Source organism: Cellulomonas sp. 73-92 (assembly GCF_001898175.1).
In the GTDB taxonomy this organism is placed as follows: domain Bacteria; phylum Actinomycetota; class Actinomycetes; order Actinomycetales; family Cellulomonadaceae; genus Cellulomonas.
Window position 1 is genome coordinate 98,381 of sequence record NZ_MKTH01000016.1, and the last position, 20,177, is coordinate 118,557.

Sequence of the window (20,177 nt, forward strand, 5' to 3'; positions counted from 1 at the left end):
GGCCGGGTGCGGTTGTTCGCGGCCGTGTGGCCGCCGGAGGACGTCCTCGACCACCTGGACCTCGCGCTGGGCGCGGTGCGGCGCACGCTGCCGGGCGACGGGACCGGGCCGGTGCGCTGGTCGGCGCGCGACACGTGGCACCTCACGTGCGCGTTCTACGGCGACGTGCCCGACGGACGGGTGGCCGAGCTGGAGTGTGCGTTGGCCGTGGCCGCCGCGAGCTCGGGGCCGTACCGGCTGCGGCTGCGCGGCGCCGGGGTCTTCTCCCACCGGACGCTGTGGGTGGGTGTCGGTGGCGACACCGGGGCGCAGCTGGCGCTCGCGCACGCGGCGGTCGCGGCGGGCGACCGCGTCGGCGCCCGGCCCGACGACCGGCCGCGTGAGCGGGCCCACCTGACCATCGGGCGCGTCCGCGACCCCGGCGGACGGCGCGGGCGGGGGAGCGCGGCGCGCGCGGGCGCCGCGGGGCGGCCGAGGAGCGAGAACGGCTGGGTGCCGTTCGACGCGGAGACGCTCGTCGGCGCGCTGGCCGTGTACGAGGGCCCGGAGTGGACCGTCGACGCGCTGCTGCTCATCGCCTCGCGCCCCGGCGAGGGTCGCGGCGGCGGCCCGCTCTACACCGCCGTCGACGCCTTCCCGCTGGCCGGGATGAGCGACGAGGGCGGTGTGGCACCATGGGCGCCGTGACGACGCGTGCGGCAGGCGGCCGCCGATTTCGCCGGCCCGTGCCCGGGCCGGTTCGCTGACGCGTTCGTCGGACGCGCGACCAGGCCCGGGGACGGGCGCCGCTAGATTTCTCCCCGGTCCCACCTGGAAGGCTCGCCATGTCCACCCCTGAGCTGTCCCCGCTCGATGCCGCTGCCGTCGCCGCGGCGCTCGACGAGGCGTTGGCCGCCGCCGCCGGCGCCGCCGGCCTCGACGACCTCAAGGCCGTCCGCGTCGCCCACGCCGGCGACCGCAGCCCCCTCGCGCTGGCCAACCGCGCGATCGGCGCCCTCGCGCCCGCCGACAAGGCGGCCGCCGGCAAGCTCGTCGGGCAGGCCCGTGGCCGGCTGAACGCCGCCCTGGCCACCCGCGAGGCCGAGCTCGAGGCGCAGCGCGACGCGCGCGTCCTCGTCGAGGAGGCAGTCGACGTCACGCTGCCGGCCGACCGTCGCCCGCTCGGCGCCCGCCACCCGCTCGACACGGTCGCCGACCGCATCGGCGACGTGTTCGTCGCGATGGGCTGGGAGATCGCCGAGGGTCCCGAGGTCGAGGCGGAGTGGTTCAACTTCGACGCCCTCAACCACGGGCCCGACCACCCCGCGCGGCAGATGGCGGACACGTTCTTCGTCGACCCGCCGGGGTCCGGGCTCCTGCTGCGGACGCACACGTCGCCCGTGCAGGCCAGGTCGCTGCTGAGCCGCGACCTGCCCGTCTACGTCGTCTGCCCGGGGCGGGTGTACCGCAACGACGCCCTCGACCAGACCCACACGCCGGTGTTCCACCAGGTCGAGGGGCTGGCCGTGGACCGCGGCCTGACGATGGCGCACCTCAAGGGCACGCTCGACCACTTCGCGCGGGCGATGTTCGGGCCGGAGGCCCGCACCCGCCTGCGGCCGAGCTACTTCCCCTTCACGGAGCCGAGCGCCGAGATGGACCTGTGGTTCCCGCAGAAGAAGGGCGGGGCCGGCTGGATCGAGTGGGGTGGCTGCGGCATGGTCAACCCCAACGTGCTGCGGGCGACCGGCGTCGACCCGGACGAGTACTCGGGCTTCGCGTTCGGCATGGGTATCGAGAGGACGTTGATGCTGCGCAACGGCATCGCCGACATGCACGACATCGTCGAGGGCGACGTGCGCTTCTCCGAGCAGTTCACGGCGGTGATCTGAGATGGTGCTCGTCCCGCTCGCCTGGTTGGGCGACCACGTCGCGCTGCCGGCCGGCCTGACCGCCGAGAAGCTCGCCGCCGAGCTGGTGCGCGTCGGGCTCGAGGAGGAGGCGATCCACAGCACCGGCGAGGTCGCCGGCCCCCTCGTCGTCGGCCACGTCCTGTCCCGGAGCCCCGAGGCGCAGTCCAACGGCAAGACGATCAACTGGTGCCAGGTCGACGTCGGCGAGCAGTCGCCGCGCGGCATCGTCTGCGGCGCGCACAACTTCGAGCCCGGCGACCACGTCGTCGTCGCGCTGCCGGGAGCGGTGCTGCCCGGCGGCTTCGCGATCGCCGCGCGCAAGACGTACGGGCACGTCTCCGACGGGATGATCTGCTCCGCACGCGAGCTCGGCATCGGTGAGGACCACAACGGGATCATCGTGCTGTCCCGGCTCGGACTGGCCGACGAGGCGACCCCGGCGGGCCTCGACGCCAAGCCGCTGCTCGGCATCGGCGAGCAGGTGCTCGAGATCAACGTCACGCCCGACCGCGGCTACTGCTTCGCCATGCGCGGCATCGCCCGCGAGTACTCGCACGCGACCGGCGCCGACTTCACGGACCTCGGCGCCCCCACGCCGGCCGACCTGGCGCCGGCCGCCGGCGGGTTCCCCGTCGAGGTCGACGACGAGCCGCTCGACGGCGTGGCCGGCTGCGACCGGTTCGTCGCGGTGACGGTGCGCGGGGTACGCGCCACCGAGTCGTCCCCGGCGTGGATGCAGCGGCGGCTGCAGCAGGCGGGCATGCGGCCCATCAACCTCGCGGTCGACGTGACGAACTACGTCATGCTCGACCTCGGGCAGCCGCTGCACGCGTACGACGCCGCCGGCCTCGTCGGCCCGATCGTCGTGCGTCGCGCGCGTGCGGGGGAGCACCTGGAGACGCTCGACGGCGTCGACCGCACCCTCGACCCGCAGGACCTGCTCATCACGGACAGCCCGTCCGGCCGGGCGTCGCGCATCATCGGCCTCGCCGGTGTCATGGGCGGCGAGACCAGCGGCGTGAACGACGAGACCACGGACGTCGTCGTCGAGGCGGCGCACTTCGACCCGATCACGGTCGCCCGGTCCGCACGCCGGCACAAGCTGTCGTCGGAGGCGGCCAAGCGGTTCGAGCGGGGGGTCGACCCGCAGCTGCCGCGCGTCGCGGCCCGCCGGGTCGCCGAGCTGCTCGTCGAGTTCGGTGGCGGGACGATCGACGCGGCCGTCACCGACGTCGACCGGACCGTCGCGCCCGCGCCGATCGCGCTCGACCCGACGCTTCCCGCGCGGCTCGTCGGCGTCCCGTACGCGCGCGACGAGGTGCGGACGACCCTGGCCTCGATCGGGTGCGCCGTGGCCGACGACTTCACGGTCACGCCGCCCACGTGGCGGCCGGACCTGTCGGTCGGCGTCGACCTCGTCGAGGAGGTCGCGCGGCTGCGCGGCTACGACGCGATCCCGTCCGTGGTGCCCGCCGCGCCGCCCGGAGGCGGCCTGACACGGTCGCAGCGCGTGCGCCGCGCCGTCGCGGAGCGGCTGGTGTCCGAGGGGCTCATCCAGGTCCTCTCGTACCCGTTCGTCGGGGCCGAGCAGTGGGACGCCATGGGGTTGCCGGCCGACGACCCGCGCCGCACCGCCGTGCGCGTCGCCAACCCGATCGCCGAGCAGCAGTCGTTCCTGCGGACGGACCTGCTGGTCTCGGTGCTCGAGACGGCGCGACGCAACGTGGCTCGTGGCGTCGGCGACGTCGCGCTGTTCGAGGCCGGGCTCGTCGTGCACCCGGTGCCGGGGGCGCCCGCGGCACCCCAGCTGCCCGGAGGCCTCCGCCCGTCGGACGAGCAGCTCGCGGCCATCGCGGCGGCGATCCCGGACCAGCCGCGGCACGTCGCCGGCCTGCTGGCGGGCGCCCGTGACCGCGCCGGATGGTGGGGCGCCGGGCGCGCTGCGGACTACACCGACGCGTTCGCGCTGGTCCGAGCCGTGGCGGAGGTCGTCGGTGCGCCCGTGACCCTCGTCGCCGAGGCCTATGCGCCCTTCCACCCGGGTCGGTCGGCGAAGGTCGTCGGCCCGTCGGGCGAGACCCTCGGGCACGCCGGGGAGCTGCACCCGTCGGTCGTCGCCGCGCACGACCTGCCTGCGCGCACGGTGGCCTTCGAGCTGGACCTCGACGGGCTGCTGCAGGCGGCCGGCGACGACGTGACGCAGGCGACGCCCGTCTCGACGTTCCCCGTGGCGAAGGAGGACGTCGCGCTCGTCGTCGACGCCGCCGTGCCCGCGGGCGACGTGCTCGAGGCCGTCCGGGCCGGCGTTGCGGGGAGCCCGGCCGGGGACGTGCTCGAGGAGGTGCGGCTGTTCGACGTGTACACGGGCGAGCAGGTGGGGCCGGGCCGCAAGTCGCTGGCGTTCTCGCTGCGGCTGCGTGCGGCCGACCGCACCCTGACGGCGGCCGAGACGGCCGCGGTGCGGGAGTCCGTCGTCGCCGAGGCTCACCGGCGGTGCAGGGCCACGCTGCGCGCGTGACCAGCCGTGGAGGCGGGGCCCCCCGAGCCGAGACCGGCCGCGGGGCCTCGCCCGTCTGAGGAGGCACGGCCTGGGCGGGACCGTCATGCCCTCGGCCGAGGCGGGCCGACCACTCCGGCGCCATCGCGCAGCCGCGCGCGCGGGCGGTCAGAAGGGTGGGGTGTCGGGGATGGTCGCGCGGTGCTTGTCGAGCTTCTCGGTTCGCCCGTGGTTGCCGGGGGTGACGCGGTAGGTCAGGCCGGCTGGCGTGCGCCACTCGAAGAGGCCCGACCGCACCTGTCGCAGGGTGAAGCCGCCGTCGGTCTTCAGCCGGTGGCACCGGCTGGACAGGGGTCCGAGGTTGGCGGCGCTGGTGGTGCCGGGCTGTGGGGAGCCGTTGGCAGGCACGCCGTAGAACTCGGTGGTGTGGTCCAGGTCGCAGCGGTGCCCGGGCACGCTGCAGCCGGGGCCGACGCAGACCTGGTCGCGGGCCAGGACGTGCTCGGCCAGGGCTGCTGGTGGCCGGTAGCGGGTGCGTCCGACGTCCAGCACGGTGCCGGTCAACGGGTCGGTGACGATCCGACGCCACGTGCCGCCGGCCGCCAGAGCGCGGGCCTGCTCGGCGGGGATGGGACCGAGGCCGGCCAGCGCACCGGGCTGGTCGTCCAGTCCCATGAGGGTGGACAAGGCGACGGTGACGTCGATGCGGACCTTGGGGATCCGGATGCCCGGCGCGGCCCGCCCCGGCGGACGATCCGCCGCCGCAACGCTGTCCGTCTCAGCCACCATCCCCGGCCCGATCGGCCCGACCGGCTCGTCCGGCTCGGCCGCCTCGTTCGGCGCCACCATCTCGTGGGGCCCGCCTGGCGGGAAAAAGCGTGCGCCCCACCCAGGCGTGCGTCGTCGAGGTGACTGGCCGCCGTCAGCGGAGCATCCGTGACGATCCCCGATGCTGGGTCACTCATCTCGCGGCCGGCCGCCTCGCCGCCGGCGGGGCGGTTCAGGCCGGCGCCGGCGGGCGGGTCGAGGCGTGCCCCGGCGAGCAGGGCGGTGCCGGTGGCCAGGTCGGTCAGGGTGTCGGCGCGTAGCTGGTCCAGGGTGCGCGGGTCCCCGGCCGCGCGCGCAGCGCGGGCGGTGGCCTCCAACGTGCCGTCGATCCGCGCCGCGTCGGTGGCGGGCAGCACGGCCCACAGGCCGGCCATCCCGTCCGGCAGACGGCGGGGGTGGCACACGTGCCGGGAAGCGATCGCCTTCGGCAACCGGATCGCCGCATCCAGCGGATCGATCGCCAGCAGGGCCCGGTCGACGTCGGCGGCCAGCTGGGTGGGGGTGCGGGTCGCCGCGTCCGGGAGGACCTGGTCCAGCACCGGCCACGACAGCTGGTCGGGCCGGTCGTGCAACCGGTCGGTCAACACCCGCAGCTTGGCCGTGTCCAGCAGTCCGTCGCGCACCGCGTCGGCCACCGGCAGCAGCTCGCACTCCAGGGCGCGTCCGTCGCGGACCAGCCGGTTGGCGGCCGGACGTGACCAGCCCAACCGCATCGCCAGCTCATCACCGGCCACACACGTGCGGGCCGGGACCGGCTGATGCCACAACGGGTTCATCGACGCCCGATGCGACAGCTCCCCCGCCGCCAGGGCGGCACCGAGGTGCGCCCACGCCGCCAGCCGCTCACCCGCCGCCACCGTCTCCACCAGCAGCTCGTCGTCCGCCGAAGGCAGGTCGATCCGCTCCAGCACACCCGCCAACCCCGCCCCCGGCACCATCGCCGCCAGGCACGCCGCGGACAACCACCCCGTCAGCTCAGCAGGCGCCTCGGCCCGCGGATCGACCGCGAGACCCGGGGCCGCGCCCAGCAGCGCCGCCAGCTCCGGGTCGACCTCGATCCCCGGCTCGGCACCGGTGTCCGCCGAATCCCACCAGGCATCACCCAGCGGATCGGGCCACGCCCACTCGTCCACCCCCGGCCCGTCGGACGGTGCCACGCCGCCATCGACAACCACCGCCGCACCCAGGTCGTCGGACAGCAGCACGCCGTCCTCCACGACTCCGACCGGTGCGAACATGTGTTCGAGTATACGCTCAACCGGAGATATTCGTCCAGGTCAAGTGGCAATTTGCGCGAGACCTCTGGGGTAAGGCGCGTTCGGTGTCCGCTCGACGCGAGGCCGGGTGGCGGCGCCGGCCCGGCTTTTGCGGAAACCGCGGCCCCCCGGTCGCGGCTCCCGATGGCCTTCGCTGCGCCGTTGTCAGAGGTCGAACGTACGTTCGAGCCAGGGAATACGACGAGCGAGGGGGGCGCCATGTGCGCGATGTGCGACGGCCAGTCGGCGGACGACTTCATGGCGGATGTCATCGACGACATCGGGCGGGTGGGGTGGGCGATCATCGCCGTGGAGGCCGAGCAGGGTCGGCACCTCCACACGTACACCGCCGGGCTCACCCGGTACCACGGGCATCCGGAGCTGATCTTCAGCGGCGCGGACTTCCACACCGCTCACCACGTCCTGGACGTCCTGGCCGACGGCGTGCGCGCCGGGCGCAGGTTCGAGGCCGGCCAGGTGCTGGCGCCGGAGGAGGTCGGGCGGAGCTGCGTCATGGCTCGCGTGGACGGGTCGCGCCTGCCGTTCGCGCAGCGGCTCTACGGCTCCCCGGTCACCACTGTCGCGGCCCTCCAGGTGGTGTGGTCGGACGCTGATGGCCGATGGCCGTGGGAGATGTGCGACCACCACCGCGACGGGCAACAGCTGTTCGGGGTGGTGTGGCCGCCGCCGCGGCCGGGCGTCACACCGTGAGCAGCACCTTGCCGGTGGTGGCGCGGCCCTCGAGCGCGCGGTGAGCCTGCGCGGCGTCGGCGAGCGGGAAGCGCGCGCCGATACGGACCGTGAGCTTCCCCGCCCGGACCAGGTCGAACAGCTCGCCGGCGCGCCAGTCGATCTCCTCGCGGCTGCGCATGTAGGCGTTGATCGACGGCCGCGTGACGTACAGGGAGCCGGCGGCGTTGAGGCGCTGCAGGTCGAACGGCGGGACCTGCCCGGACGAGCCGCCGAACAGCACGAGCGTGCCGCGCTGGCGGACCGACGCGAGGGAGGCCTCGAACGTGTCCTTGCCGACGGAGTCGTAGGCGACGCGCACGCCGACGCCGGCGGTGAGGTCCCGCACCAGGGCAGGGAGGTCGCGCGTGAGATCGGCGAGCTCGCGGTAGCGGATGACCTCGGCCGCGCCCGCGCCGCGCGCGAGGGCCTCCTTCTCGACCGAGCCCACGGTGCCGATCACCCGAGCGCCCCGCAGCGCCGCCAGCTGTGTCGCGAGGAGCCCGACCCCACCGGCCGCGGCGTGCAGCAGCACGTCGTCGCCGGGCTCGAGCGGAACCGTGGAGGCGGTGAGGTAGTGCGCGGTGACGCCCTGCATCGCCAGGGCGGCGGCGGTCTCGTCGTCGATGTCGGCCGGCACGACGATCGCGTCCGCGGCCCTGACGACGGCCAGCTCGGAGTACGAGCCGCGGGCCGACGACCAGCACACCCGCTGGCCGGTGGTGATCTCGTCGACTCCGGTGCCGACGGTGACCACTTCGCCCGAACCCTCGGCGCCCACGACGTGCGGGTAGCTCATGGGGTAGACGCCCGCTCGTCGGTACGTGTCGATGAAGTTCACTCCTGCCACCGCGACGCGGACGAGGAGCTCGCCCGGACCGGGCACGGGATCGGGCAGGTCGACGAGCTCGAGAACCTCGGGACCACCGGGACGCTGGGCGACGACGGCACGCATGGAACCGTCGTACCACGGCGTGGACGTCCGCGGCGGAGCGGGCGTGTGCCGTCGGCGTTCTCGGTGGTCGCCCTCGGGCCGGGACGGGGTGCCCACGGCCCGTGAGGGAAGCGCCACGACGAATCGCCGTGCATACCCTTGTATGCTCATGCAATGACCTTCACCGTGGCCGTCGCCGGCGCCAGCGGGTATGCCGGGGGCGAGATGCTCCGGATGCTGCTCGGCCATCCGCAGGCGCAGGTCGGGGCACTGACCGCGCACGGGAACGCCGGCAGCAGGTTCGGCGAGCACCATCCGCACCTGCGCGCGCTGGCCGGCCGTGAGCTGGGCCCGACGAGCGTGGACGCCCTCGCGGGCCACGACGTCGTCGTGCTGGCGCTGCCGCACGGGGCGAGCGGCCAGGTGGCCGCGGAGCTCGAGGCCAGGGGAGACGGCGCGATCGTCGTCGACCTGGGCGCCGACCACCGGCTCGTCGACCCCCAGGCCTGGACCCGGTTCTACGGCACCGAGCATGCGGGCACGTGGCCCTACGGCCTGCCGGAGCTCATCCACGCCGACACCGGGACGAAGCAGCGCGACGTGCTCGCCGGTGCGAACCGCATCGCCGTGCCGGGCTGCAACGTCACCGCCGTGACGCTGGCGATGCAGCCGGGTGTCGCGGCGGGCCTCGTCGACACGACAGACCTGGTCGCCGTGCTGGCGGTCGGCTACTCGGGCGCGGGCAAGGGCTACAAGCCGCACCTCATGGCGGCCGAGGCGTTCGGTGCCGCGCAGCCCTACGCCATGGCCGGCACGCACCGTCACATCCCGGAGATCGCACAGAACCTGCGGGTGGCCGGCGCGGCCGACGTCCGGCTGAGCTTCTCGCCCGTGCTCGTGCCCATGTCGCGCGGGATCCTCGCCACGGTGACGGCGCCGGCGGCGGCCGGCGTGACCGGCCCGGCCCTGCGCGCCGCGTGGGCGCAGGCCTACGCGGACGAGCCCTTCGTCGAGCTCCTGCCCGAGGGTGTGTGGCCGACGACCGCCTCGGTCGCGGGTGCGAACACTGCCCTGATCCAGGTGGCGCTCGACGAGGCAGCGGGGAAGGTGGTCGCCGTCGCCGCCATCGACAACCTCGTCAAGGGCACGGCCGGCGGCGCGCTGCAGTCGCTCAACCTGGCGCTCGGCCTGCCGGAGACCCTGGGTCTGCCGACGGAGGGCGTCGCCCCGTAGGGACGGGGGGCGTCGCCCCCGTCAGGAAGGCCCGTCGGCCCCGAACGCATAGGTATGTATGATCCTGCATATGGTCAACACCCACACCGTGGTCGGCGGGGCCGCCTCGCCGGGCGTCACCGCCGCGGCGGGGTTCCGCGCCGCCGGCATCACGGCAGGCCTCAAGGCGTCCGGCCGTCCCGACCTCGCGCTCGTGGTCAATGACGGCCCGCGTGACAACGCCTGCGCGGTCTTCACGTCGAACCGTGTCGTCGGCGAACCCGTCAAGTGGTCCCGCCTGGCGGCCGCCGACGGCCACGTCTCGGCCGTGATCCTCAACTCCGGCGGCGCCAACGTCTGCACCGGCCCGCAGGGCTACGCGGACGTCGAGGCGACGGCCGGGACGCTCGCCGCGCAGCTGGGGATCGAGAGCACCGGGGTCCTCGTCGCCTCGACCGGCCTCATCGGCGAGCGGCTCCCGATCGACGCACTGCTGGCGGGCATCGCGCCGCTCGTCGGTGCGCTGTCCGACGACGGGGGCGGCGACGCCGCCACGGCGATCATGACGACCGACACCGTCGCGAAGACGGCGCACGTCACGCTGCACACCGCGCACGGCACGTTCACCGTCGGCGGCATGGCCAAGGGCGCGGGGATGCTCGCACCGGCGCTGGCGACGATGCTCGTCGTCCTCACCACCGACGCCGACGTCGACCCGGGCGGTCTGCGCACCGCCCTGCGCGGCGCGACGAGCGCCACGTTCGACCGCCTCGACTCCGACGGCTGCATGTCCACGAGCGACACCGTCGCGATCCTCGCCTCCGGCGCCAGCGGCGTGCTCCCGGACTACGTCGAGTTCGCGGACGCGGTGAAGGCCGTCTGCGCCAGCCTGGCGCGCCAGCTCATCGCCGACGCCGAGGGCGCCAGCCACGACATCGCGATCACGGTGACGCACGCGACCACCGAGGACGCGGCGGTGGCCGTGGCCCGGTCGGTCGCGCGCGGCAACCTCTTCAAGGCCGCGATGTTCGGCAACGACCCCAACTGGGGCCGCGTCCTCGCCCAGCTCGGCACGGTCCCCGTCAGCGTCGCGCCGTTCGAGGCCGACGAGGTCGACGTCACGATCAACGGCGTCATGGTCTGCCGGGGGGGCGGCGCGCACGAGGACCGCAGCCTCGTGGACCTGGCGAAGGCCCGCGAGATCACGGTCGACATCGACCTGCACGCCGGCTCGGCCACGGCCACGGTGTGGACCAACGACCTCACCCACGACTACGTCCACGAGAACAGCGCCTACTCGACATGACCGACGACGTCTTCGACACCCGTACCGACCTGCGCCCCGACCAGAAGGCGGAGGTCCTCGTCCAGGCGCTGCCCTGGCTGCAGAAGTTCTCCGGCGCGCTCGTCGTCGTCAAGTACGGCGGCAACGCGATGGTGGACGACGAGCTCAAGCGCGCCTTCGCGCAGGACATGGTGTTCCTCCACCAGGTGGGGCTCCGGCCGGTCGTCGTGCACGGCGGTGGCCCGCAGATCAACGCGATGCTCGACAAGCTCGGCATCGCCAGCGAGTTCCGCGGCGGCCTGCGCGTGACCACGCCGGAGGCGATGGACGTCGTCCGCATGGTGCTCACGGGGCAGGTGTCGCGCGAGCTCGTCGGGCTCCTCAACACCTACGGCCCGGTCGCGGTCGGGCTGTCCGGGGAGGACGGCGGCCTGCTCCAGGCGCGGCGCCGGCCCGGGCTCGTCGACGGCGCGGAGGTCGACCTCGGGCTCGTCGGCGACGTGGTGCAGGTCAACCCCGGCGCCGTGCTCGACCTGCTGGACGCCGGCCGGATCCCGGTGGTCTCCACGGTCGCCCCGGACATCGACGACCCGACCCAGGTGCTCAACGTCAACGCCGACTCGGCCGCGGCGGCCCTCGCGATCGCGCTGGGCGCCCGCAAGCTCGTCATCCTCACGGACGTCGAGGGGCTCTACACGAGCTGGCCGGACCGGTCGAGCCTCGTGCGCCGGCTGCGGGCGTCCGCCCTCGCCCGGCTGATCCCGACCCTCGACGCCGGCATGCGCCCCAAGATGGAGGCGTGCTGGCGAGCCGTCACGGGCGGCGTCGGTCGCGCCCACGTCATCGACGGCCGCGCGGCGCACTCGATCCTCGTCGAGGTCTTCACGTCCGACGGCATCGGCACCATGGTGCTCCCCGACGAGGAGGCGCCCGATCGTCCCCTGACCGCACCGATCCCGGTGGTGGCGTGATGAGCGAGGTCATGCCCGCCCAGTCCGGCTCCGTCGCAGCGTGGACGGAGCGCTACGGCCACGCGCTCATGGACACGTTCGGCCCGCCGCAGCGCGTGCTGGTGCGCGGCGAGGGCCCGTACGTGTGGGACGCCGACGGCAAGCGCTACCTCGACCTGCTCGGCGGCATCGCCGTCAACGCGCTCGGGCACGCCCACCCGACGCTCACCGCGGCGATCGCGGCTCAGCTGGGCACGCTCGGCCACGTCTCCAACTTCTTCGCCAGCCCGACCCAGGTCGCCCTCGCCGAGACGCTGCTGCGCCTCGCGGACGCCCCCGCCGGCTCGCGGGTCTTCCTCGCCAACTCCGGCACCGAGGCCAACGAGGCGGCGCTCAAGCTGACCCGCCGGCACTCGGCCGGTGCGCGCCCGCGGCTCATCGCGATGGAGCACGCGTTCCACGGCCGCACGATGGGCGCGCTGTCGCTCACGCACAAGGCCGCCTACCGGGAGCCGTTCGAGCCGCTGCCGCCGGGCGTCGAGTTCGTGCCCTACGGCGACGCCGCCGCCCTCGAGGCGGCGATGGGCCCGGACGTGGCGGCGGTGTTCGTCGAGCCGATCCAGGGCGAGGCCGGCGTGCAGATCCCGCCGCCCGGCTACCTCGCCGCGGTGCGCGAGCTCACCGCCCGGCACGGCGCCCTCCTGGTGCTCGACGAGGTCCAGTCGGGCATGGGGCGCACCGGGCGGTGGTTCGCCTACCAGCACGAGCACATCGGCGGCGGCATCATCCCCGACGTCGTCACCGTCGCCAAGGGCCTCGGCGGCGGCTTTCCGGTCGGCGCGCTCATCGCGTACGGCGAGCACGCGGCCGGGCTGCTCGGCCGGGGCCAGCACGGCACGACGTTCGGCGGCAACCCCGTCGCCTCGGCCGCGGCGCTCGCGACCATCGGCGTCATCGAGCGCGACGGCCTCCTGGCCCACGTGTCGCAGCTCGGTGCGTGGTGGCGGGCGTCCCTGGCCGGCCTGCACCATCCGCTCGTGGCGGCCGTGCGCGGCGAGGGGCTCCTCATCGCGGTCGAGCTGGCCAGCGCCGTCGCCCCCCGCGTCGCGGAGCTGGCCCTGGAGGCCGGCTTCGTCGTGAACCCCTGCACACCGACGACGATCCGCCTGGCCCCGCCCTACGTCCTCACGCAGGGCCAGGCCCAGACCTTCGTCGACTTCGTCGCCGGCCTGCCGGTGGAGGTGACCGCGTGACCAGCCCCCTGCGGAACTATCTGCGAGACGACAACCTGTCGCCCGACGAGCAGGCCGACGTCCTGCGCCTGGGCGACCTGCTGAGCAAGGACCGGTTCGCCCGGCGGCCGCTGGCGGGACCGCGCGCGGTCGCCGTCATCTTCGACAAGCCGACCCTGCGCACCCAGGTGTCGTTCACGACGGGCATCGTCGAGCTGGGCGGGTACCCGCTCGTCGTCGACGGCAACCTCGCGCAGATCGGCACCCGGGAGTCGATCTCCGACGTGGCCCACGTCATCGGGCGGCAGGTGGCGGCGATCGTCTGGCGCACGCACGCGCAGGCGCGTGCCGAGGAGATGGCGGCGGTCGCGGGCGTCCCGGTCGTCAACGCGCTGACCGACGACTTCCACCCGTGCCAGGTGCTCGCCGACCTGCTGACCGTGGCCCAGCACCGCGGCGGCGTCGAGACGCTGCCCGGCACCACGCTGGCCTACGTCGGCGACGGCTCGAACAACATGGCGCACTCCTACCTGCTCGGCGGCGCGACCGCCGGCATGCACGTGCGCATCGGCACCCCCGAGGGCTTCGCCCCGAACCCGGCGATCGTGGCCGACGCCCGGCGCATCGCCGCGGCGACGGGTGGCTCGGTGTCGGTGCACGGGGACCGTGACGCGGCGCTCGACGGCGCGGACGCCGTGGCGACCGACACCTGGGTCTCGATGGGCCAGGAGTCTCAGGCGGCGGACCGCGCCGAGCCGTTCGTGCCGTTCCGGCTCGACGCCGAGGGCCTCGCGAAGGCCGCCCCCGGCGCCCTCGTCCTGCACTGCCTGCCCGCCTACCGCGGCAAGGAGATCACCGCCGAGGTGCTCGACGGCCCGCAGTCGGTGGTCTGGGACGAGGCGGAGAACCGGTTGCACGCGCAGAAGGCGCTGCTGACGTTCCTGCTGGAGGAAGCGTGAGCTCCACGGTGCCCCCGACGAAGGCCGCCCGGCACGCGCAGATCACGGCGCTGCTGATGCGGGAGCAGGTGCGCTCCCAGGTGGAGCTGGCCGAGCTGCTGGCGCGCGCCGGCGTCAACGTCACGCAGGCGACGCTGTCGCGGGACCTCGTCGAGCTGCAGGCGGTGAAGGTTCGCAACGGCAGCGGCGCGCTGGTCTACGCCGTGCCCGCCGAGGGCTCGGCGCGGGTCGCCCCGACCGGCGAGGCCACCGAGGTGCTCGCCGCCCGGCTCGCGCGGCTCGCCGCCGAGCTCGTCGTCACCGCGGAGGCGTCCGGCCCGCTCGTCGTGCTGCGCACCCCGCCCGGCGGTGCGCAGTTCCTCGCCTCCGCGATCGACCACTCGATCGTGCCGGGCGTGCTGGGCACGATCGCGGGCGACGACACCGTCCTGGTGATCGCCGCCGAGCCCGACTCCGGCCAGACGGTCGCGCAGCGATTCCTCGACCTCGCGGCCGGCCGCGAGTCCGCACGAGACAAGGACGAGATGTGAGCAAGGTTCTGACGCAGCTTCCGGTCGGCGAGCGGGTGGGCATCGCGTTCTCCGGTGGGCTGGACACCTCGGTGGCGGTGGCGTGGATGCGGCACAAGGGCGCGATCCCGTGCACCTACACGGCGGACCTCGGCCAGTACGACGAGCCGGAGATCGAGCAGGTCCCCGGCCGCGCCATCGCGTACGGCGCGGAGCTGTCCCGAGCCGTGGACTGCAAGGCGGCGCTCGTCGAGGAGGGGCTGGCCGCCATCGCGTGCGGCGCGTTCCACATCCGCAGCGGCGGCCGCGCGTACTACAACACGACGCCCCTGGGCCGGGCAGTCACCGGCACCCTGCTGGTGCGCGCCATGCAGGCCGACGGCGTGGACATCTGGGGCGACGGCTCCACGTTCAAGGGCAACGACATCGAGCGGTTCTACCGCTACGGGCTGCTGGCCAACCCCGGCCTGCGGATCTACAAGCCGTGGCTCGACCAGGACTTCGTCGCCGAGCTGGGCGGGCGCGCGGAGATGAGCCAGTTCCTGGTGGACCACCACCTGCCCTACCGCGACAGCGCCGAGAAGGCGTACTCGACGGACGCGAACATCTGGGGCGCCACGCACGAGGCCAAGACGCTCGAGCACCTCGACGTGTCCCTGGAGACCGTCGAGCCGATCATGGGCGTGCGGTTCTGGGACCCCGCCGTGGCGATCGAGCCCGAGGACGTGACGATCCAGTTCGAGCGCGGCCGGCCGGTGGCGATCGACGGCGTGCGGTACGACGACCCGGTGGCCCTCGTCCGGCAGGCGAACGCGATCGGGGGCCGGCACGGCCTGGGCATGTCCGACCAGATCGAGAACCGGATCATCGAGGCCAAGTCGCGTGGGATCTACGAGGCCCCCGGCATGGCGCTCCTGTTCGCGGCCTACGAGCGGCTCGTCAACGCGATCCACAACGAGGACACCATCGCCACCTACCACGCGGAGGGCCGGCGGCTCGGCCGGCTGCTCTACGAGGGCCGGTGGCTCGACCCGCAGGCACTCATGGTGCGCGAGTCGATCCAGCGGTGGATCGCCTCGGTGGTCACGGGCGAGGTGACGCTGCGGCTGCGCCGTGGGGAGGACTACACGATCCTGCGCACCGACGGGCCCGGCTTCTCCTACCGCCCGGAGCGGCTGTCGATGGAGCGCACTGAGTCCGCCGCGTTCGGCCCGACCGACCGCATCGGCCAGCTGACGATGCGCAACCTCGACATCGCCGACTCGCGCGCCAAGCTCGAGCTGTACGCGAGCCAGCCGATCGACCAGGGCCAGGTGCTCGTCGAGCACGGCACGCTGTTCGGCGCGCTGCCCGCCGGCGGCGCGGACGTCATCGCGACGAACCCGGCGGTCGCCGGCGACGAGGAGGCGGCGCTCGAGGCCGCCGCGATGGAAGTCGGGACGGACTGACGTGGGCGCACCCGAGTCCGGCACCCACGCCGGCGCCCTCTGGGGCGGCCGGTTCGCGTCCGGCCCTGCCGACGCCCTGGCCGCCCTGTCCCGGTCGACGCAGTTCGACTGGCGCCTGGCGGACGACGACCTGACGGGGTCGGTGGCGCACGCCCACGTGCTCCGCGCGGCCGGGCTGCTGTCCGACGAGGACACCGACCGCATGGTGGCGGCGCTGGAGGCGCTGCGTGCCGACGTGGCCTCCGGCGCGTTCGGGCCGGGGCCCGACGACGAGGACGTCCACGCGGCGCTCGAGCGCGGCCTCATCGAGCGGGCGGGTGCCGAGCTCGGCGGCCGGCTCCGGGCCGGGCGCAGCCGCAACGACCAGATCGCCACGCTGGTGCGGATGTACCTGCGGCGCCAGGCCCGCACCCTGTCGGCCCTCGTGCTCGACGTCGTCGACGCCCTCGTCGGGCAGGCGACCGCCGCGGGCGACGCGCCCATGCCGGGCCGCACCCACCTGCAGCACGCCCAGCCGGTGCTGCTCGCGCACCACCTGCTGGCCCACGCCTGGCCGCTGCTGCGCGACGTGCAGCGGTTCCGCGACTGGGACGTCCGCGCCGCGCGCTCGCCCTACGGTTCCGGCGCCCTCGCGGGCTCGTCGCTCGCGCTCGACCCGGCCGCGGTGGCCGCCGAGCTCGGCTTCGACGGACCGGTGGAGAACTCCATCGACGGCACCGCCTCGCGCGACGTCGGGGCGGAGTTCGCGTTCGTGTGCGCGATGACCGGCGTCGACCTTTCGCGCCTCGCGGAGGAGATCACGCTCTGGGCGACCGCGGAGTTCGGCTACGTCCGGCTCGACGACGCCTACTCGACCGGGTCGAGCATCATGCCGCAGAAGAAGAACCCGGACGTCGCCGAGCTGGCGCGTGGCAAGGCCGGCCGGCTCATCGGCGACCTCGCGGGGTTGCTGACGACGCTGAAGGGCCTGCCCCTGGCGTACAACCGGGACCTGCAGGAGGACAAGGAGCCGGTGTTCGACCAGGTCGACCAGCTGACGGTGCTCCTGCCGGCCTTCGCCGGCATGGTGGCCACGCTGCGGTTCGACCTGCCGCGGCTGGCCTCGCTCGCGCCGGCGGGCTTCTCGCTCGCGACCGACGTCGCCGAGTGGCTGGTCCGCGCGGGTGTGCCCTTCCGGGTGGCGCACGAGGTCGCCGGGGCGTGCGTCAAGGCCGCCGAGTCCCGCGGGGTGGGCCTGGACGGGCTCACCGACGACGACCTGGCCGCGATCAGCCCGCACCTGACGCCGGAGGTCCGCACGGTCCTGTCGGTGGCGGGATCGGTGTCGTCGCGCGATGCGGTGGGCGGCACGGCACCGGCGCGCGTCGCCGAGCAGCTCGCCGCCGCGCGGGCGCGTGCCGCGGAGCACCGCCGCTGGGCCCCCCCACGTTCATTTTCCTGAGGTTCCGGTTGTGAATCACGACGAGAAGCTCAGGGAAGTCGCGGGACCGGCGGGGCGGCGCGGAGCGAGCGAGGCGATCGGGGTGATCGCCGGACGGGCCGCCGGCGCCGCGCCGCGGCTCGGCCCCGTGCGGCTCGTCGGCATCGACGGCCCTGCGGGCAGCGGCAAGACGACCCTGGCCGGGGCCGTGGCCGACGAGCTCGTCGGGCGCGGCCTGGACGCCGCGGTGCTGCACCTGGACGACCTCTACGACGGCTGGGCGGGCCTGGAGGGCAGCCTCTGGCCGCGCCTGGCGACGCAGGTGCTCGAGCCGCTGCGTCGGGGCCGCCCGGGGCGCTACCAGCGCTACGACTGGGACGCCGGCGCGTTCGACGGCTGGGTCGACGTGCCCGTGCCGGACGTGCTGGTGCTCGAGGGCTGCGGCTCGGCGCGGCGGGACGCCGCGCCCTTCGTCGTGCTCTCGGTCTGGGTGGAGGCGCCGGCGGACCTGCGCCTCGCCCGCGGCCTGGCCCGCGACGGCGAGGCCGCGCGCGAGCACTGGGTGCGGTGGATGGCCGACGAGGCCGCGCACTTCGCCCGGGAACGGACCGCGGAACGCGCCGACGTGCGGCTGGACGCGTTTGGCAGGATGGGCGCGTGAGCGTTCCCGACCGCGCGGTGGCCGTCGACCCCCTGGGGGTCGTGGCGGCGCACGTCTGGTACGCCCGAGACGTGCTCGCGGTCGCCGTCGACCTGCTGGGCGCGACCATCACGTCCCGGTCCCCGGACGGTGACGTGACCGTGCGCCTCACGGAGGTCGAGGCCTACGGCGGCGAGGACGACCCCGGCTCGCACGCGGCCCGGGGTCGGACACCGCGCAACTCCGTGATGTACGCGGAGCCCGGCCGGCTCTACGTGTACCGGCACCTCGGGCTGCACCACTGCCTCAACGTCGTCGCGCAGCCGACCGGACGCGCGGCCGCGGTGCTGCTGCGCGCCGGCGAGGTCGTCGAGGGGGCGGACCTGGCGTGGGCGCGCCGCGAGGCTGCCGGCGTCGTCGACAGCGAGCGGCAGCTGGCGCGCGGCCCCGGCCGCCTGGCCGTCTGCCTCGGGCTGGACCTGGACGCCAACGGGGCCGACGTCACCGAGGAGGGTGGCGACGTGGTGCTGCGGATGCGCCCCGAGGGATCCGTGGTGCCCGCCCACCGGCAGGGTCCGCGCGTCGGGGTTGCCGGCGCCGGGGGAGACGCCGCTCGTCACCCGTGGCGGTTCTGGCTGGCCGGGGAACCCACCGTCTCGGCGTACCGCCCCGCGTATCGCTCGCCGGCGTCGGGCAACGCCCCTGGTGGGGCGACGGCGCCGGCGTGACCCGTCCTCCCAGTCGCAACGTCCGGCGGCGCCGCCGCCGTGTGAAGGAGTCCTGAGTGAGCACCGTCCTCGACGAGCTGGAGTGGCGTGGCCTGCTGGCGCAGACCACCGACCGGGAGCAGCTGGCCGCCGCCCTGGCGGCAGGCCCGGTCACCGTCTACTGCGGCTTCGACCCGACCGCGCCGAGCCTGCACCACGGCAACCTCGTCCAGCTCGTCGTGCTGCGGCACATGCAGCGCGCGGGGCACCGCGTCCTCGCGCTCGTCGGCGGCGCCACAGGGATGATCGGCGACCCGCGGATGTCGGGCGAGCGGGTGCTCAACTCGGCCGACACGGTCCGCGCCTGGGTGGAGCGGCTGCGGTCGCAGATCGGCCGGTTCCTCACCTTCGACGGGGACAACCCGGCGACGATGGTGAACAACCTCGACTGGACGGGCGGGCTGACTGCGATCGACTTCCTGCGCGATGTCGGCAAGCACTACCGGCTGGGCACGATGCTCGCCAAGGACACCGTCGCGCGGCGGCTGGCGTCGGAGGAGGGGATCTCGTTCACCGAGTTCTCCTACCAGATCCTCCAGGGGATGGACTTCCTCGAGCTGTACCGGCGGTACGGCTGCACGCTGCAGACCGGCGGCAACGACCAGTGGGGCAACCTGCTGTCGGGCGTCGAGCTGGTGCACAAGGCGGACGGCGGCGCGGTGCACGCGCTGACCACGCCGCTCATCACCAAGGCCGACGGCACGAAGTTCGGCAAGACCGAGGGTGGGGCGGTGTGGCTGGCCCCGGACATGATGTCGCCGTACGCCTTCTACCAGTTCTGGCTCAACGCGGACGACGCCGACGTGGTGCGGTTCCTCAAGGTGTTCACGTTCCGCACCCAGGAGGAGATCGCCGCGCTCGAGGAGGCGGTGGCCTCCCGGCCCGCGGCGCGCGAGGCGCAGCGCGTGCTCGCCGAGGACGTCACGACGCTGGTGCACGGCGCGGACGCGACGGCCAAGGCGATCGCCGCGTCGCAGGCGCTGTTCGGGCGAGGGTCGCTGGCCTCGTTGGACGACGAGACCCTGGACGCCGCGGTGGCCGAGCTGCCACGTGCTGACGGCTCCGTCGGCGACCCGCTCGTCGACCTGTTCGCCGCCACCGGGCTCGTGGCGTCCAAGGGCGCGGCCCGACGAGCGGTGGCCGAGGGCGGGCTGTCGGTGAACAACGAGCGCGTGTCCGACGAGGGGGCGCAGCTCGCCGCGTCGCAGCTGCTCGGCGGCCGGTACGCCGTGCTCCGGCGTGGCCGGCGCAGCCTCGCGGTGGTGCAGGTCGTGGCGCCGGCGGACCGCCGCTGACGCGCCCGCCGGGGCGTGACGGGGCGTGACGGGACGTGATCTGCGTCACCACGCCCCGGATTTGCATCGGGTCGACGGCTCGCGTAATGTCTTCCAGGCCGCCGCAGGGAGGAACGGACACCGAGAAGGTGGACGGTCCCGCGGAAGGCCAGCCCCCGACAAACGGATCAGGCGCTTCGTGCGCCCTCCTTCCGGATGTGCGGGTCGAAGCGACAAGCCTCCTGGGCGCCCCGCGAGGGGAGCAGGGTTGTGCGTCTGTTTCTTGAGAACTCAACAGTGTGTCTTGATGTTGTCGATGCCATGGCCCGTTGATTCGGGTGTGGT

17 protein-coding genes and 1 pseudogene are annotated in these 20,177 nt (G+C 74.4%); 15 read left to right on the forward strand and 3 right to left on the reverse strand.

Annotated features, from left to right (window positions below):
* Nucleotides 1–6 precede the first annotated feature (6 nt).
* The 3 genes from thpR (at nucleotide 7) to pheT (ending at nucleotide 4,410) form a co-directional block, all read left to right on the forward strand.
* Complete coding sequence (thpR, locus tag BGO37_RS12555; RefSeq protein WP_291755368.1) at nucleotides 7–687, forward strand: RNA 2',3'-cyclic phosphodiesterase; 681 nt, start codon at nucleotides 7–9, stop codon at nucleotides 685–687.
* A gap of 137 nt (nucleotides 688–824) precedes the next feature.
* Nucleotides 825–1,871: a phenylalanine--tRNA ligase subunit alpha gene (gene pheS, locus BGO37_RS12560; protein ID WP_291755369.1), complete on the forward strand. Its 1,047-nt coding sequence runs from the start codon at nucleotides 825–827 to the stop codon at nucleotides 1,869–1,871.
* A gap of 1 nt (nucleotide 1,872) precedes the next feature.
* Nucleotides 1,873–4,410 (forward strand): phenylalanine--tRNA ligase subunit beta, encoded by a 2,538-nt coding sequence (gene pheT / locus BGO37_RS12565; RefSeq protein WP_291755372.1) that lies wholly within the window; start codon nucleotides 1,873–1,875, stop codon nucleotides 4,408–4,410.
* Nucleotides 4,411–4,557: 147 nt separating this feature from the next.
* Here the strand turns inward: pheT and BGO37_RS12570 are convergent.
* Both BGO37_RS12570 and BGO37_RS12575 read right to left on the reverse strand, forming a co-directional pair.
* A pseudogene (locus BGO37_RS12570) lies at nucleotides 4,558–5,067 on the reverse strand (hypothetical protein); the annotation flags it as partial.
* The gene (locus BGO37_RS12575; protein WP_291755374.1) at nucleotides 4,950–6,455 is read right to left on the reverse strand and encodes a DUF222 domain-containing protein; all 1,506 of its coding nucleotides are present in this window, start codon (nucleotides 6,453–6,455) and stop codon (nucleotides 4,950–4,952) included. The gene BGO37_RS12575 and the pseudogene BGO37_RS12570, both read right to left, overlap by 118 nt.
* Nucleotides 6,456–6,692: 237 nt before the next feature.
* Between BGO37_RS12575 and BGO37_RS12580 the strand changes: the two genes are divergently transcribed.
* Entirely contained in the window at nucleotides 6,693–7,184 is a 492-nt protein-coding gene (locus tag BGO37_RS12580; RefSeq protein WP_291755377.1) for a DUF4262 domain-containing protein, read from the forward strand.
* Here the strand turns inward: BGO37_RS12580 and BGO37_RS12585 are convergent.
* Entirely contained in the window at nucleotides 7,174–8,157 is a 984-nt protein-coding gene (locus BGO37_RS12585) for a quinone oxidoreductase (RefSeq protein ID WP_291755378.1), read from the reverse strand. The two genes, BGO37_RS12580 and BGO37_RS12585, sit on opposite strands and share 11 nt — an antisense overlap.
* 153 nt (nucleotides 8,158–8,310) lie before the next feature.
* Between BGO37_RS12585 and argC the strand changes: the two genes are divergently transcribed.
* The 11 genes from argC (at nucleotide 8,311) to tyrS (ending at nucleotide 19,853) form a co-directional block, all read left to right on the forward strand.
* Nucleotides 8,311–9,369, forward strand: coding sequence for an N-acetyl-gamma-glutamyl-phosphate reductase (gene argC / locus BGO37_RS12590; protein WP_291755380.1), 1,059 nt, complete (start codon nucleotides 8,311–8,313; stop codon nucleotides 9,367–9,369).
* Nucleotides 9,370–9,439: 70 nt separating this feature from the next.
* Nucleotides 9,440–10,654 (forward strand): bifunctional glutamate N-acetyltransferase/amino-acid acetyltransferase ArgJ, encoded by a 1,215-nt coding sequence (argJ, locus tag BGO37_RS12595; RefSeq protein WP_291755381.1) that lies wholly within the window; start codon nucleotides 9,440–9,442, stop codon nucleotides 10,652–10,654.
* Entirely contained in the window at nucleotides 10,651–11,604 is a 954-nt protein-coding gene (argB, locus tag BGO37_RS12600) for an acetylglutamate kinase (RefSeq protein WP_291755382.1), read from the forward strand. The genes argJ and argB overlap by 4 nt, the downstream gene beginning before the upstream one ends.
* A complete protein-coding gene (locus BGO37_RS12605; RefSeq protein ID WP_291755383.1) occupies nucleotides 11,604–12,836 on the forward strand; it encodes an acetylornithine transaminase in 1,233 nt (410 codons plus the stop codon). The genes argB and BGO37_RS12605 overlap by 1 nt, the downstream gene beginning before the upstream one ends.
* Nucleotides 12,833–13,774 (forward strand): ornithine carbamoyltransferase, encoded by a 942-nt coding sequence (gene argF / locus BGO37_RS12610; RefSeq protein WP_291755385.1) that lies wholly within the window; start codon nucleotides 12,833–12,835, stop codon nucleotides 13,772–13,774. The genes BGO37_RS12605 and argF overlap by 4 nt, the downstream gene beginning before the upstream one ends.
* On the forward strand, nucleotides 13,771–14,304 hold the full coding sequence (locus tag BGO37_RS12615; protein ID WP_291755387.1) for an arginine repressor: 534 nt from the start codon (nucleotides 13,771–13,773) through the stop codon (nucleotides 14,302–14,304). Before argF ends, BGO37_RS12615 begins: the two co-directional genes overlap by 4 nt.
* Entirely contained in the window at nucleotides 14,301–15,731 is a 1,431-nt protein-coding gene (argG, locus tag BGO37_RS12620; protein WP_291755388.1) for an argininosuccinate synthase, read from the forward strand. Before BGO37_RS12615 ends, argG begins: the two co-directional genes overlap by 4 nt.
* Before the next feature lies 1 nt (nucleotide 15,732).
* Nucleotides 15,733–17,172, forward strand: coding sequence for an argininosuccinate lyase (gene argH / locus BGO37_RS12625; RefSeq protein ID WP_291755391.1), 1,440 nt, complete (start codon nucleotides 15,733–15,735; stop codon nucleotides 17,170–17,172).
* Between the two features lie 82 nt (nucleotides 17,173–17,254).
* Entirely contained in the window at nucleotides 17,255–17,812 is a 558-nt protein-coding gene (locus BGO37_RS12630; RefSeq protein ID WP_291755394.1) for a uridine kinase, read from the forward strand.
* A complete protein-coding gene (locus BGO37_RS12635; protein WP_291755396.1) occupies nucleotides 17,809–18,519 on the forward strand; it encodes a DNA-3-methyladenine glycosylase in 711 nt (236 codons plus the stop codon). Before BGO37_RS12630 ends, BGO37_RS12635 begins: the two co-directional genes overlap by 4 nt.
* A 56-nt stretch (nucleotides 18,520–18,575) precedes the next feature.
* A complete protein-coding gene (tyrS, locus tag BGO37_RS12640; RefSeq protein ID WP_291755398.1) occupies nucleotides 18,576–19,853 on the forward strand; it encodes a tyrosine--tRNA ligase in 1,278 nt (425 codons plus the stop codon).
* Nucleotides 19,854–20,177: the final 324 nt, after the last annotated feature.